Source organism: Ruegeria sp. CDSA241 (genome assembly GCF_059611265.1).
Map to the genome: position 1 here is coordinate 52,634 of NZ_JBXWPF010000010.1, position 12,429 is coordinate 65,062.

A 12,429-nucleotide genomic window follows, 5' to 3' on the forward strand; every position below is an offset into this window, starting at 1 on the left:
ACGACGATCAAGCGATATAAAACAAGAGATTTGGAGACCCCGATGAACGACGAAAATGACTGGTACGGACCCGACGCGGCGACATTCGGAGACCGGCTGGCAGGGGCGCGTGAAGCAGCGGGGATGACGCAGGCACATCTGGCCCGCAGGCTGGGTGTCAAGAAGTCTACGATTGCCGCCTGGGAAAATGATCTGTCTGAGCCCCGGGCCAACCGACTGTCGATGATGGCAGGCATGATCAACGTTTCGATCATGTGGCTTCTCACCGGCGAGGGCGACGGGATGGACGCCCCTGTCGAGGCTGGAGAAAACGCACCTGACCTGGCCGGAATCGTATCCGAGCTTCGTTCAATCCGAGGCGAGATGCGCGCCAGCGCCGAGCGGGCTGCAAGACTGGAGAAACGTGTGCGCATGATGCTGGAGGCGGAATAGTGGTCGAACCGCGCAATGTCAGGATCAAACGGATGAAAATGCGTTCCATGCGACGCGGCATCAAAGAGATGGATCTGATTCTGGCTGCCTATGCAGACCGCAATCTGGACTCCATGGATGCAACAGGGCTGGATGTTTACGACGCCCTGTTGCACGAGAATGATCAGGACCTGTATCAATGGGTCACCGGTCAGGTCCTGCCACCTGCCCAATTCTCGGACCTTGTTTCCGAAATCGCACAAACCTTTCAAAAATAAAGATTATCCAGCTTAACTGATTTTTCGGCTTTTCGCTTCATTCTGCCTGAAACTGCGCGAATGAATCGGAGGATCGTATGAGTTTGGAAATGCAGGTCTCCGCGCCGGGGGTCAAAGGCTTCATGACCAGCTATCTTGAGGCACTTGCTCTGGTCGAGCGGCTTCATCGTTTGTTGTTGGACGTCATCAAAGATGAGTTTGAACGGGTCGGAGTTCTTGAGATCAACGCGGTTCAAGCGTTGCTTTTGTTCAATATCGGAGATCATGAGGTTACCGCTGGTGAATTGAAAAGCCGCGGCTACTATCAAGGCAGCAATGTCAGCTACAACCTCAAGAAATTGGTCGAGATGGGGTATATGCACCATCAACGTTGCGAAATAGACCGCCGTTCGGTGCGTGTCCGGTTGACGCCACAGGGCCGGGAAATCCGCGATATCGTCTCCGAGCTGTTTTCGAGACATGCCGAAGGCCTACAATCGCGCGGCGTGCTTGGACTGGAAGGGATCGAAGACATTACCGGAGCATTGCGGCGGGTAGAACGGTATTGGACGGATCAGATCCGCTATATCTACTGATGCTTGGTCGGCCTCTGTCCCGCATCCGATAGGATCAGGCCTTCAAGTTCGCGGATCAGTTTACGGGTCATTGCTTCTTCGTAATCGTCAAAGCCCAGGGCAACCTCAACAAAGGCGCCGGGGCCAAGGATGACCCATGCTTTGAAATAGGCCAGCAGCTCTCCGACCTGAACATAGCGGGTGCTACCGATGTCAGGGTCGTCGGCACCGATGACCAGTCCATTGATCGTGATACCGTCGTCAGAGAGCGTCTGTTTCGCATTTCTTGGATGCAGGCCGATATTGTGCTTTCCGTCCCCCGACAGATCCAATGTCCGCTTCCAGCAATCGGGTTTCTGGCCCAAAAGTTCAGCACCGAACAGCATGGCGGACCCGACGGCGGTTCCTTGCGGAGCGCCGCTGCGTTTCACATGGTCGAGCAGGGTGGCTATGCGCTCCAGATCGAGGTCCGATTGTACTGCGGTCCAGCCCAATAACAGGCGTTGGTGGCCGGGTTCGCTCCACTCATAAATCGCGATGTGTACCGGGTTTGCTGTGTTTGAAAGAAAGAGTTGCTTAATCTCGGGCCTGCGCAAAGCACCTGCCAAGCCGCCAAGCTGTAACCGGTATTCCGAGCTGTCGACCGATCCCGACACATCCAGGCCCAAAGCCAAAGCATGGCGGCATTCTGATGCCGCAGAGGTGGCCAATATGCTGACTATCGTTGCAAGCGCACGTATCATCGCTGGCCGGGGCCCGACAATGCGCCGATCTGCATACCTTTTAGTTCGCGTTCAAGTTTGCGCCGCATGGCGCGTTCGAAATCCTGGAACCCGTCGGCGATTTCCAGGAACGCGCCGGGGCCGTACAGGACATTGTTTTCAAAAAAGGGAATCAGATACAGCTCGCCTTCGAAGTCGGCGGCATTAATGACCAGGCCATTCACAATCGTATTCTCAAAGGGAAAATGCCGATAGGCGGAATCCGGGCCATATCCATCGTTGTTCGAACCGTCACCTGACAGATCAATGGTTTGAAAAAGACATGTCGGGGCCTGCTGCATCAGCGTCGCCCCAAAGGCCAGCGCATACCCCATCGCCGTGGCCGAGTCGCTGTCTGATCGGACCGATTGCTGTATCGTGGTCGCTGCCACCAGCAAATCGGTCTGCGTGTTGATCATCGTCCAGCCCAGTATGATATGCTGAACGTCCCGGCCGCTCCATTCATAAACAGCCAGCGCGACCGGCATCGGCGAGGAAAAGAAGGCCTCGGTCACCTCGGGGGCAACCAACGCTGCGGCAAGGCCCTGCCTTTGCAGCGCGTCCTCTTCTGCGCTTACCGATGTTGAAATGTCCATTGCCAGCGCAAGCGCAAGGCGACAGGGCTCGGCCCGCAGAGGGCTGGCTAAAAAGGCTAGGCCCAGTGTGATCAACCAGCGGATCACCAGTGCCCGGTGCTTTCCATGCTGGCCCAGGGTTCGGCCGGTTCCAGCGCATCACCGTTTTGTAGCAACTCTACCGAGATATTGTCGGGTGACCTGACAAACGCCATTCGGCCGTCGCGCGGTGGCCGGTTGATCACGACTCCATTGTCCTGCAGGTGCTGGCAGGTTTCATAAATATTGTCGACTCCATAGGCGAGATGGCCGAAATGGCGGCTGTCGTTGGGCAGATCGTCATCCCCATCCCAGTTATAGGTCAACTCGATTGGTCGATCCTCTTGCCCAGCAGGAGCCATGAAGATCAGGGAAAACCGCCCCTGTTCGCTGTCATAGCGGCGCGTTTCCTTAAGGCCCAGCAACTTGTAAAACGCCATGGATTTGTCCAGGTCCTTCACGCGAACCATGGTGTGGAGGTAAGTGAGCCCCATTGCGGGTTCCTTTCTGTTCCGGTGATGCCCTGCACCTTAGCGCGCGTACATCACGTGTCGAGAGGCCGCACGGACACAATTCTGAAAATGCAAATGTGGGCGCACATATCGCGGTTCCTGTCTTTTGATTGGCGATATATAGTGGCAGGCGACTCATTGCTGGAAAGGAAATTTCATGCCGCTGTCCTCTGACCAACTGGCCGAGATCGAAGCGCAACGGGCGCAATCGCATCCAACACGCCGTGTTGTAGCTGCGGGGATGGAGGAACACCTGTACACGGCGCATCAGGTTCTGGACCACGGTTTTGTGCGCGTGATCGACTATATGGGTGATGACGCTGCGATTTGTCAGGCCGCACGCGTGTCCTATGGCAAGGGCACCAAATCAGTGCAAAATGACGAAGGGTTGATCCGCTATCTGATGCGGCACTGGCACTCGACCCCGTTTGAGATGTGCGAGATAAAGTTGCACGTCAAGTTACCGGTTTTTGTCGCGCGACAGTGGATTCGGCACCGGACAGCGAATGTGAATGAATATTCGGCGCGCTATTCGATTTTGGACCGTGAATTCTATATCCCGGCACCCGAGCACGTGTCCGCGCAGTCCGAGATCAACAATCAGGGTCGCGGCGATACGTTGCAGGGCGAAGAAGCCGCGCGCGTCCTTGAGATTTTGAAAGCTGACAGCGCGCGTTGTTATGACAATTACGAGGCGATGATGGGTCAGGACGGGCAGCAAGGGCTTGCGCGTGAACTGGCGCGGATGAACCTTCCGGCGAATATCTACACGCAATGGTACTGGAAGGTTGACCTGCACAACCTGTTCCACTTCCTGCGTCTGCGCGCGGATCCTCATGCCCAATACGAAATTCGTGTTTACGCCGATGCCATGTGCAAGATCGTCGCTGATTGGGTGCCGGCCGCCTATAAGGCGTTTGAAGATTACCGCCTGGGTGCGGTCAATCTTTCCGCGCAGATGGTCGACAGCCTGCGTCGGATGTTGGCCGGAGAGACGGTCACGCAGGAAAACTCGGGCATGACCGGGCGGGAATGGCGTGAGTTCGAGGCGATCATCAAGGAAAGTTGAGTGCGCTTGCGGTCTGTCTATACGGGGCGTCATGAAATGGTTGCGATCGTTTCATGACACTTTCAGTTTTGATCAAAACCGGTTGTCTGACCCTGTTCCTGCCTCGCGTGGCACAGGCCGAGTCCCCCCATCGTCGATGGTGATTTGCGAACCCACGGCTACATGCACCAAAAACTTGCGCTCCAGTTCACCTCTGACCGGGCAAGAGCCGGGATGTGCGATCCTGAACAACTGATGGAAGTGTGGACTAGATAATCCGGCAACTGGACGATAGTGGTCACCTGTGCGACCAGTACGTCCTGAATCGTGCCATGTGGAAAAATTGAACCACGCGCCCCGAAAGCAGCAGGGCGCGAGAATAGGCACATCACTTTCGATGGCCAACGGCCTGAAATTGGCCGTTGTCCTGATTTTCGTACCCGCAGTAACGGGATTTTACAGTGGCTTCAAATCTGAAGCCATTTGTCGGCCGTCACGTCCGTCTTCCAGTTCGTAAGCGACCTTCTGATTGTCAGCGAGTCCGGTAAGACCAGATCTTTCAACGGCCGAGATGTGAACAAATACATCCTTGCCGCCTTCATCAGGGGCAATAAACCCATAGCCTTTGGTGGTATTGAACCATTTCACGGTGCCAGTTGGCATTTCCCGTGTCTCCTTCTACTTGCACGTTGTCCCACAAAATTGGTGGGGGTAGCGATTGACGTAACCGCAACACATCACCGTCTCGTCCACACGACACGGCCCGAATTACGTGTTTCGTCTTTTTCAACATTGCACGGTGAAGTAAAAAATCAAGAAATACCGGAATACACTGGCGAATTTGCCCATTATCAAGATCGAAACAGGAGCAGCCTGAAAATGCGCGTATATGGATTGAAGACTTGCGATACTTGCCGTAAGGCTTTGAAATTGCTTGAGGATTCGGATTTTATCGATGTTCGCGCGCAAGGTGTGCCGGATGCGGTACTGGCGCAGGCCCTAAAACGTTTCGGCGAGGCTTTGCTCAATACCAGGTCGACAACGTGGCGCGGGTTGGATGCAGAGCAGCGCAAAAAAGAGCCGCTGGAACTCTTGCAGGAACACCCAACCTTAATGAAGCGACCGCTTGTTGAGAAAGACGGTGCACTTTATCTGGGCTGGACGGCTGAAACGCAGGCAGCCCTTGGCGTTGGCTGAGTGGGTACTTATGTGGTTGGTCGCAAGCTAGAGGGTTCTAAATGCGTAACGCAGCGATGATTTTAGGGGTAGTTGCCGGTCTGATCGGCATGTTGGTCGGGTTTGTTGGCTATGGATATGTCGAGTTGATCGACAGGTTTGGCGAAATCGACGGGATTGCCGAGCAGGTGGACAATGCGCAGTTGATCCGAACCGCGGCGATCCTTGCGCCTTTATTGGCTATTGCGGGCGGGGCGATGGCACATGCCCGCGCTCTGATTGGTGGCGTGTTGCTGCTGATTTCTGCGGCTGGGATGTATTATGCGTTCGGGTTCAATGTGTTCACCATGTTCCCGGTCGCCTTTGCCGCCGTGGCGGGTCTCCTTGGGCTGGCCGCGGGTAAACCGGACGAGCCCAAGGCACATTTCTGAGTTACTTCAGGCGCAGGATGCGATCGATCGAGATCGGGCCTGCGCCGTTTATCGCGATGACCAGAAACAGGAAAGTCCACATCACGCGCTGATCCATCAAAGTAAGTGCGTTGTCGAACAGGCCTCCCAGTTTGACGCCATGACCGGTCACGTCGACAATGGTCTGGACCCAAACAAACCCAATCATCCCAAGGGCTGCCACCCGGGTCAGCAGGCCGATCAGCAACAAGGCTGGCAGGACAAATTCGGCGGCTGTTCCCAGAAAGATTACGACGCGTTGGAAAAAAGTCATCTGGGTTACGTCATAAAGTACGGCCTCTGCCGCTTTGGGGAAAATCTGCCCAAACGCCCCCGCTGACGGAGAGAAAATCGATCCGTCGATTTTCAGGGTGGCTGAGTTCCAGTAGTAGACAAGCAACACGGCAACAAAGACAAGACGCGCCAGGGTTGGTGTCAGCCAGTTGGCCGAGCTGTCGATCCGTCCCAGGACGTTGTTATGAAGAGAGATCAGGGCAGTCATGTTGCCAACCTTTCAATAGTCACAGAAGTGATAGCGCCGCCCTGTAACAGCAGCGCCAGAGTGGCCCCAAGATCAAAATCCGGGGTGGTTTCGGTAGTGTTTTCAAATGCCTGTCCGATTGTGTTTCCGGCCTGCATAGCGGCGATCCAACCCGCCCCGCCTTGCGGCAGGGCCTGAGGAACAGGATCATATTCGCGGCGCGTGATCAGGGTATCTTCAGCACCAGCTTGGGGTTTCGGTGCGCCGTCTTCGGTATTGAACCGCCATATCGAAAAGATGGGCCAGTCCGAGCGCAAGATCTGCATCGAAGGTGCGAATTCCAATCGGGCCCGGAAAAGATCTTCGGGTGGCACGGCTAATGCGTCGTCCGGCGCTGGCACGCTGTCCTCCGCGTGGTAAGATCGGCGAAGGGCCAGTTCCAGTCGCGCCACATCGGGCAGGTACCCGATATGCGACAGCTGATCCATCCCGGCCAGGAAATCCGGAAACGCTTCGCCATAGAACATCATCAACGGCGAGGTTGGTGGGTGGCTGCGCAGAAAAAGCCCGGCCAACCCGTCCATGTTTTGCGAACCCAGCAACTTGGCGATAACCGGGAAGGCCTTATGCATGGCTTCGGTCAGCGAAACGGCAACATTGTTGCGATAAACACTGAAACGCCGTCCCGCCGGCTGATCCGACGCGTCTACAAGGCCCTCAGGCACCGACATGGCTGGATCCAGCAAAGCCAGGTGAAACTCTTCTTGCGACACGCTCATGCTGGAATGCGGTCCAGTGCCGCTTGGGCGCGATCGGCTTCGGCACGCAAGACAGGCCAATCAGGGACGTCGGTATCCCATTCCACAAGAACAGGTTTTGGTCCCGATTGTTCAAGCACATAGTTCAGGAGCGCCCAAACCGGATCAACTACTTCTCGCCCGTGGCTATCGATCAGCAAGGGAAGCCCGTGGTCGTCTTCATCCTCATCATGCCCGCCAAGGTGGATCTCACCAACCTTGTCCAGCGGATAGGCGTCGATATAGCTCTGCGGTGAGAAGTCGAGATTTGTCGCCGATACGAAAACGTTGTTCACATCCAGCAAGAGCCCGCATCCGGTGCGGCCCGAAATTTCGCGCAGGAAGTCGGGTTCGGACCACGTGCTTTCATCAAACGCCAGATAGCTTGACGGGTTTTCAAGCAGCATCTGTCGCCTAACGACATTCTGAACTTGGTCGATATGATCGCAAATCCGTGCAAGGGTTGCGTCGGTATAGGGCAGGGGCAACAGATCATTCAGGAAGTGGCTGTCATGTGTCGACCAGGCCAGATGTTCGGAAAAGCTGGCGGGGTTGAGCCAGCCGACAAGGTGTTTCAAGCGGGCCAAGTGGTCGGTATCCAGCGGGCCTTCACCGCCGATGGACAGGCCAACGCCGTGGACGGAAATCGGGAAGTGTTCCGACAAGCGCCGCAGCTGTGCCAGCGGGCGGCCACCATCGCCCATGTAATTCTCGGCGTGGATTTCCAGCCATGCGACCGGTTGCGGGTGATCCAGAATCTGCTGGAAATGCTGAGGCTTATAGCCGACGCCTGGTGCCGCAGGCAGCCTGTTCGATCGGATTGTGCTGTCCAGCATCTGGTAACCTCGCGGTCTTGAAAAAAGAGGCGGGCGATTCTTGCCCGCCCCTCAGATTTGGCAAAAACTCAGGCTTATGCCGGCAGGTCGCGCTCCAGCGGCTCGAGCGATCCCTTGCGGGCAGCGCCGTCAGCTGACTGAGGCAGGTCGATATCGGCGCAGGTGCCGGCATCTACCAGTGTCCAGGCATTGCCCTGATAATCAACAGTCGAGGTGCCCGCGCACGTGGTGCCAGGACCGGCGGCACAATCGTTCTGACCGGCCAGAGAAACGCCATAGCACTTTTCTTTGGCTTGTGCGGATGCGGTTGTGGCCATGCCTGAAACGGCTGCGGCTACGGCGCTTGCGATGACAAGGGATTTAGCGGTGTTCGACATCTCGGTTATCCTTTTGATGACTGCGTATGTCTGTGTTCGACAATGACAAAGGTAATGGGTTGCAGGTCACAGTTGAATTCACGAGCCTGTGTCTCACGAGCCCGTCAATGACTGTCATGACATCTTGCAAACTAATAGTTTGTTTTAGAAGAGATAAAACGCAAATGTTTCAATCCGACCCCTCAGAGGGGGCCGGATTTTGTGCAATTTGCCGCTGATTGTTACAGCAGGTCGGGCGGCGTAGCGGCCCGCGACAGTTCATTTGTTACAGCCTCAAGCGGCTGCACTTGTGTCTGTTTCTCACCAAGACGACGGACACTGACCGTGCGGTCCTCAACTTCACGGTGACCGACGGCCAGAATGACCGGAACTTTGCCGACCGAGTGTTCACGTACCTTATAGTTGATCTTTTCGTTGCGGATGTCCGCCTCGGCTCGGATACCTGCGGCCTTGAGTGTCTCAACCACTTCCTGCACGTAACCGTCAGCCTCGGAGGTGATCGAAGCGACCACGACCTGACGCGGGGCCAGCCAGAAGGGCAATTTGCCCGCGTGTTCTTCGATCAGGATGCCGATGAACCGTTCGAACGAACCCAGCGTTGCACGATGCAGCATGAAGGGGCGGTGCTTCGATCCGTCCGCGCCAATGAAATTGGCGTCCAGCCGCTCGGGCAGGTTGGGGTCCACCTGAAGGGTGCCGCATTGCCAAGTACGGCCGATCGCGTCGGTCAGGGTGAATTCAAGCTTGGGTCCGTAGAAGGCGCCTTCGCCTTCGAGAAGCTCATAGTCGTATCCTGCGGCCTTGCAGGCGTCACCCAGGGCTTTTTCGACCAGATCCCAGCTTTCATCCGACCCGATGCGTTTTTCCGGGCGCGTCGAGAGCTTGATGGTCCAATCATGGAAACCGAGATCGGCATAGACCTTCGACAGAAACGCGATGAATTTTGCGGTTTCAGATTCGATCTGATCTTCGGCGCAGAAAATATGCCCATCGTCCTGGGTAAAGCCGCGCACCCGCATGATACCATGCAGCGCGCCAGAGGGTTCGTACCGCGCGCAAGACCCGAACTCGGCCATGCGCAGAGGCAGATCGCGATAGGATTTCAGACCCTGATTGAACACCTGCACGTGGCAGGGACAATTCATCGGCTTCAGGGCGTTCACGGCCTTTTCACGGGCATGTTCCTCGTCGACTTCGACGATGAACATGTTTTCCTGATACTTGTCCCAGTGGCCCGAGGCTTCCCACAATTTGCGGTCAACAACCTGCGGTGTGTTGACTTCGACATAGCCGTCACGTTCCTGCATGCGGCGCATATAGTCCTGCAGGGTGGTATAGATCTTCCAGCCATTCGGATGCCAGAAGATCTGGCCCGGAGCCTCTTCCTGCATGTGGAACAGGTTCATTTCGCGGCCCAGCTTGCGGTGGTCACGCTTGGCAGCCTCTTCCAGCATGTGCAGGTGCGCTTTCAGCTTTTCCTTGCCGGTAAAAGCCACGCCATAGATGCGTTGCAGCATCGCACGGTCGCTGTCACCGCGCCAATAGGCGCCGGCGATGGACATCAGCTTGAACGCATCGCCCGGAACCTGGCCGGTATGCTGAAGATGCGGGCCACGGCACAGGTCCTGCCAGTCGCCATGCCAGTACATGCGCAATGGCTCGTCGCCCGGTATGGCGTCGATCAGTTCGACCTTATAGGGCTCGTTGTTTTCGGTGTAGAAATCAATCGCGCGCTGACGGTCCCAGACCTCGGTGGTCACGGTGTCGCGTTTGTTGATGATTTCCTTCATCTTTTTCTCAATCGCGCCGAGGTCTTCGGGCGTAAATGGCTCGGCCCGGTCGAAATCGTAGTACCAGCCGTTTTCGATGACGGGGCCGATGGTGACTTTGGTATCGGGCCAGATCTCCTGCACGGCGCGGGCCATGATATGAGCCAGGTCGTGGCGGATCAGTTCGTTTGCCTGATCTTCATCTTTCATGGTGTGCAGGGCGATTTCGGCATCAGATTCAATGGGCCATTGCAGATCCCAATGCTGGCCATTCACCGTGGCTGAGATGGCCTTTTTGGCCAGTGAGGTCGAGATGTCGGCGGCCACCTGCGCAGGGGTTACACCCACGTCATAGGATCGTGCATTGCCGTCAGGAAAAGTGAGAGAGATTGACTGTGCGTCCAAGGCCATGGCTGGCTCTCCTCGTCGGTTTGGCGCCCACTGAACGCCCGGTTGCGGGTTATGTTGTGTTCGCTTCATTTGTCAGGTGGGGGTGAACCTGTCAAGGGCCGGCGCGAGGGGCCGGCCCCTCGCGCTCCCAGAGGTATTTTTGGCCAGATGAAGGGGGATCTGGGAATTGCACTTGGGGGTGGGGCGTGCATGATATCGGAAAAAGAAAAGAGGGTGTCATGGCAGCGACGAATTTTCTGGAAACGGCGCAGGGACGGCGGCTGGCCTATCACAAAAGCGAGGGCACCGGGCCGACCATCGTGTTTCTGGGCGGGCTCAAATCCGATATGGAAGGCACCAAGGCGGTGCATTTGGAGGCCTGGGCGAAGGGGCGTGGCCATTCATTTCTGCGGTTCGACTATTCAGGTCACGGTGAAAGCGGGGGCAAGTTCGAAGAAGGATGCATTGGTGACTGGCATGAGGATACGCTGGCCGCGATCACGGAATTGACGGATGGGCCGCTGATTGTTGTCGGCTCGTCCATGGGGGGGTGGCAGGCGCTGCTGTTGGCCAAAGCGCTGCCAGATCGGATTCAGGGAATGGTGACCATCGCTGCTGCGCCGGATTTTACCGAGGACGGGTATTGGGCTTCATTCTCGAAAAACCAGAAACAGGCACTGGAAACTGTTGGCCATGTCGAGCTGCCTTCGGACTATATGGAGCCTTACATCGTGACCAAACGGATGATCGAAGATGGTCGCCAACATTTGGTCCTGCGCAAGCCTCTGCATATGCCTTTTCCCGTGCGGTTTTTGCAAGGTACCGAAGACACAGCGGTTTCAATCGGAACAGCAGTGCGCCTGATTGAACATGCGTTCGGGCCCGATATGCGCCTGTCATTGATCAAGCACGCCGATCATCGCTTTTCGGATGGCCCATGCCTTGGGTTGATCGAACAAGCCGTTCTCGATGTGATGGCAGCCCAATAATGCGGATATTGGGTCGCGTTTTTCTGACATTGATCGTTGCGTTTGGCCTGATCTATTGGTTTGGCCCGCGTGAGAAGGTTGATCTGGCCCCAACATTTGACGCGCGCAAATTCGGTGAAGGGGTGCAGGTCTATTTCGAAAGTGTGGAATCTGCATTCGCCGACATCATTCCGGGGGTCGAAAAGCGAGTTATTTGGCAAGAGGGCTATAAAGAGCAGCGAACACCTGTTTCGATTCTATATCTGCACGGGTTTTCTGCATCATCCGAAGAGATCCGACCGGTTCCCGATCTGCTCGCCGAAACGTTGGGCGCCAATCTGGTCTACACGCGGCTGCAGGGTCATGGTCGCGGGGGGGATGCAATGGGTGAGGCGACGGCCTCGGGTTGGATGCAGGATCTTGCCGAAGGGCTGGCTGCTGCACGGGCGGTTGGGGAAAAGGTCGTGGTGATTTCGACATCAACCGGCGGCACGTTGGCAGCTGCGGCCGCACTGAATGAAGAGCTGAGCCAAAACGTTGCGGGGATCGTATTTGTTTCTCCGAATTTCGGCGTTAAAGCGGCCGGCGCATGGATACCCGGATTGCCTTGGGCGCGCATCTGGTTGCCCCTGATTATGGGTGAAACCCGGGGCGTCGCAGGGGTGAACCCGGAAATGAACAAATTCTGGTCGGCGGTCTACCCTTGGCAGGCCGTGGTGCCGATGACAGTGCTGGTGGATGTGGTCTATGCGCTGGATTTTTCAGACGCAAGGGTTCCCGCGTTGTTCTGGTTCTCGAATGAAGATCAGGTCGTGCGTGCCGACCTGACCCACGAGATTGCCAAAGCATGGGGCGCCCCTGCGTCGGTTGTGCTGGTAACAATGGGGCCCGGGGACGATCCTAATTCCCATGTGATCGCCGGGCGGTTGATGTCTCCGGGGCAGACCGACGATGTGGTGGCTGGTATTCTGAGATGGCTGAATACCTTGGGGATCGAGTGAGGAAGAA

General features: G+C 56.4%; 17 protein-coding genes. 8 read left to right on the plus strand and 9 right to left on the minus strand.

Features of this window, described 5'->3' with window-relative positions; translation table 11 throughout:
* The first annotated feature begins 42 nt into the window (after positions 1 to 42).
* From AC2FJV_RS10835 to AC2FJV_RS10845, 3 genes are all read left to right on the plus strand, one after another.
* The gene (locus AC2FJV_RS10835; protein ID WP_142632968.1) at positions 43 to 432 is read left to right on the plus strand and encodes a helix-turn-helix domain-containing protein; all 390 of its coding nucleotides are present in this window, start codon (positions 43 to 45) and stop codon (positions 430 to 432) included.
* Positions 433 to 464: 32 nt separating this feature from the next.
* On the plus strand, positions 465 to 689 hold the full coding sequence (locus tag AC2FJV_RS10840; RefSeq protein ID WP_281971861.1) for a succinate dehydrogenase assembly factor 2: 225 nt from the start codon (positions 465 to 467) through the stop codon (positions 687 to 689).
* Between the two features lie 77 nt (positions 690 to 766).
* Complete coding sequence (locus AC2FJV_RS10845) at positions 767 to 1,264, plus strand: MarR family winged helix-turn-helix transcriptional regulator (protein WP_496688549.1); 498 nt, start codon at positions 767 to 769, stop codon at positions 1,262 to 1,264.
* Here the strand turns inward: AC2FJV_RS10845 and AC2FJV_RS10850 are convergent.
* Genes AC2FJV_RS10850 through AC2FJV_RS10860 form a run of 3 tightly spaced genes read right to left on the minus strand, consistent with a single transcriptional unit; the run spans position 1,258 to position 3,112 of the window.
* Complete coding sequence (locus AC2FJV_RS10850; protein ID WP_496688547.1) at positions 1,258 to 1,986, minus strand: DUF1194 domain-containing protein; 729 nt, start codon at positions 1,984 to 1,986, stop codon at positions 1,258 to 1,260. The genes AC2FJV_RS10845 and AC2FJV_RS10850 overlap by 7 nt on opposite strands.
* On the minus strand, positions 1,983 to 2,687 hold the full coding sequence (locus tag AC2FJV_RS10855; RefSeq protein ID WP_271947892.1) for a DUF1194 domain-containing protein: 705 nt from the start codon (positions 2,685 to 2,687) through the stop codon (positions 1,983 to 1,985). Before AC2FJV_RS10855 ends, AC2FJV_RS10850 begins: the two co-directional genes overlap by 4 nt.
* Entirely contained in the window at positions 2,684 to 3,112 is a 429-nt protein-coding gene (locus AC2FJV_RS10860; protein ID WP_142632976.1) for a VOC family protein, read from the minus strand. Before AC2FJV_RS10860 ends, AC2FJV_RS10855 begins: the two co-directional genes overlap by 4 nt.
* 175 nt (positions 3,113 to 3,287) lie before the next feature.
* Between AC2FJV_RS10860 and thyX the strand changes: the two genes are divergently transcribed.
* Positions 3,288 to 4,199 carry an FAD-dependent thymidylate synthase gene (thyX, locus tag AC2FJV_RS10865; RefSeq protein ID WP_281971864.1) on the plus strand — a complete coding sequence of 304 codons (912 nt, stop codon included), beginning with the start codon at positions 3,288 to 3,290 and terminating at the stop codon, positions 4,197 to 4,199.
* Between the two features lie 435 nt (positions 4,200 to 4,634).
* Here the strand turns inward: thyX and AC2FJV_RS10870 are convergent, their stop codons facing one another.
* Positions 4,635 to 4,841, minus strand: coding sequence for a cold-shock protein (locus tag AC2FJV_RS10870; RefSeq protein ID WP_142632979.1), 207 nt, complete (start codon positions 4,839 to 4,841; stop codon positions 4,635 to 4,637).
* A 216-nt stretch (positions 4,842 to 5,057) separates the two neighbouring features.
* On the opposite strand from AC2FJV_RS10870, the gene AC2FJV_RS10875 reads away from it, so the two are divergent.
* Both AC2FJV_RS10875 and AC2FJV_RS10880 read left to right on the plus strand, forming a co-directional pair.
* Positions 5,058 to 5,375, plus strand: coding sequence for an ArsC/Spx/MgsR family protein (locus AC2FJV_RS10875; RefSeq protein WP_496713770.1), 318 nt, complete (start codon positions 5,058 to 5,060; stop codon positions 5,373 to 5,375).
* Positions 5,376 to 5,416: 41 nt separating this feature from the next.
* Complete coding sequence (locus tag AC2FJV_RS10880) at positions 5,417 to 5,785, plus strand: hypothetical protein (RefSeq protein WP_142632981.1); 369 nt, start codon at positions 5,417 to 5,419, stop codon at positions 5,783 to 5,785.
* A 1-nt stretch (position 5,786) separates the two neighbouring features.
* On the opposite strand, the gene AC2FJV_RS10885 is transcribed toward AC2FJV_RS10880, so the two are convergent.
* The 5 genes from AC2FJV_RS10885 to thrS all read right to left on the minus strand — a co-directional run bounded on the left by AC2FJV_RS10885 (position 5,787) and on the right by thrS (position 10,474).
* Positions 5,787 to 6,305 carry a DoxX family membrane protein gene (locus tag AC2FJV_RS10885; RefSeq protein ID WP_281971865.1) on the minus strand — a complete coding sequence of 173 codons (519 nt, stop codon included), beginning with the start codon at positions 6,303 to 6,305 and terminating at the stop codon, positions 5,787 to 5,789.
* Positions 6,302 to 7,063, minus strand: a complete 762-nt coding sequence (locus tag AC2FJV_RS10890) for an HvfC/BufC N-terminal domain-containing protein (RefSeq protein WP_496713708.1) — start codon at positions 7,061 to 7,063, stop codon at positions 6,302 to 6,304. Before AC2FJV_RS10890 ends, AC2FJV_RS10885 begins: the two co-directional genes overlap by 4 nt.
* Positions 7,060 to 7,917 (minus strand): MNIO family bufferin maturase, encoded by an 858-nt coding sequence (gene bufB, locus AC2FJV_RS10895; protein ID WP_496713710.1) that lies wholly within the window; start codon positions 7,915 to 7,917, stop codon positions 7,060 to 7,062. The genes AC2FJV_RS10890 and bufB overlap by 4 nt, the downstream gene beginning before the upstream one ends.
* A gap of 74 nt (positions 7,918 to 7,991) precedes the next feature.
* Positions 7,992 to 8,294, minus strand: a complete 303-nt coding sequence (locus AC2FJV_RS10900; RefSeq protein ID WP_142632987.1) for a BufA1 family periplasmic bufferin-type metallophore — start codon at positions 8,292 to 8,294, stop codon at positions 7,992 to 7,994.
* Between the two features lie 221 nt (positions 8,295 to 8,515).
* Positions 8,516 to 10,474: a threonine--tRNA ligase gene (gene thrS, locus AC2FJV_RS10905; RefSeq protein ID WP_282027329.1), complete on the minus strand. Its 1,959-nt coding sequence runs from the start codon at positions 10,472 to 10,474 to the stop codon at positions 8,516 to 8,518.
* A gap of 218 nt (positions 10,475 to 10,692) precedes the next feature.
* Between thrS and AC2FJV_RS10910 the strand changes: the two genes are divergently transcribed.
* Both AC2FJV_RS10910 and AC2FJV_RS10915 read left to right on the plus strand, forming a co-directional pair.
* The gene (locus tag AC2FJV_RS10910; protein ID WP_282027330.1) at positions 10,693 to 11,442 is read left to right on the plus strand and encodes an alpha/beta fold hydrolase; all 750 of its coding nucleotides are present in this window, start codon (positions 10,693 to 10,695) and stop codon (positions 11,440 to 11,442) included.
* Positions 11,442 to 12,422, plus strand: a complete 981-nt coding sequence (locus tag AC2FJV_RS10915) for an alpha/beta hydrolase (protein ID WP_496693370.1) — start codon at positions 11,442 to 11,444, stop codon at positions 12,420 to 12,422. Before AC2FJV_RS10910 ends, AC2FJV_RS10915 begins: the two co-directional genes overlap by 1 nt.
* The last annotated feature ends 7 nt before the right edge of the window (positions 12,423 to 12,429 follow it).

Coding starts and splice junctions, on each gene's coding strand:
- AC2FJV_RS10835 (WP_142632968.1), top strand. CDS start 43: ATGAACGACGAAAATGACTGGTACGGACCCGACGCGGCGACATTCGGA.
- AC2FJV_RS10840 (WP_281971861.1), top strand. CDS start 465: ATGAAAATGCGTTCCATGCGACGCGGCATCAAAGAGATGGATCTGATT.
- AC2FJV_RS10845 (WP_496688549.1), top strand. CDS start 767: ATGAGTTTGGAAATGCAGGTCTCCGCGCCGGGGGTCAAAGGCTTCATG.
- AC2FJV_RS10850 (WP_496688547.1), bottom strand. CDS start 1,986: ATGATACGTGCGCTTGCAACGATAGTCAGCATATTGGCCACCTCTGCG.
- AC2FJV_RS10860 (WP_142632976.1), bottom strand. CDS start 3,112: ATGGGGCTCACTTACCTCCACACCATGGTTCGCGTGAAGGACCTGGAC.
- thyX (WP_281971864.1), top strand. CDS start 3,288: ATGCCGCTGTCCTCTGACCAACTGGCCGAGATCGAAGCGCAACGGGCG.
- AC2FJV_RS10870 (WP_142632979.1), bottom strand. CDS start 4,841: ATGCCAACTGGCACCGTGAAATGGTTCAATACCACCAAAGGCTATGGG.
- AC2FJV_RS10875 (WP_496713770.1), top strand. CDS start 5,058: ATGCGCGTATATGGATTGAAGACTTGCGATACTTGCCGTAAGGCTTTG.
- AC2FJV_RS10880 (WP_142632981.1), top strand. CDS start 5,417: ATGCGTAACGCAGCGATGATTTTAGGGGTAGTTGCCGGTCTGATCGGC.
- AC2FJV_RS10885 (WP_281971865.1), bottom strand. CDS start 6,305: ATGACTGCCCTGATCTCTCTTCATAACAACGTCCTGGGACGGATCGAC.
- AC2FJV_RS10890 (WP_496713708.1), bottom strand. CDS start 7,063: ATGAGCGTGTCGCAAGAAGAGTTTCACCTGGCTTTGCTGGATCCAGCC.
- bufB (WP_496713710.1), bottom strand. CDS start 7,917: ATGCTGGACAGCACAATCCGATCGAACAGGCTGCCTGCGGCACCAGGC.
- AC2FJV_RS10900 (WP_142632987.1), bottom strand. CDS start 8,294: ATGTCGAACACCGCTAAATCCCTTGTCATCGCAAGCGCCGTAGCCGCA.
- thrS (WP_282027329.1), bottom strand. CDS start 10,474: ATGGCCTTGGACGCACAGTCAATCTCTCTCACTTTTCCTGACGGCAAT.
- AC2FJV_RS10910 (WP_282027330.1), top strand. CDS start 10,693: ATGGCAGCGACGAATTTTCTGGAAACGGCGCAGGGACGGCGGCTGGCC.
- AC2FJV_RS10915 (WP_496693370.1), top strand. CDS start 11,442: ATGCGGATATTGGGTCGCGTTTTTCTGACATTGATCGTTGCGTTTGGC.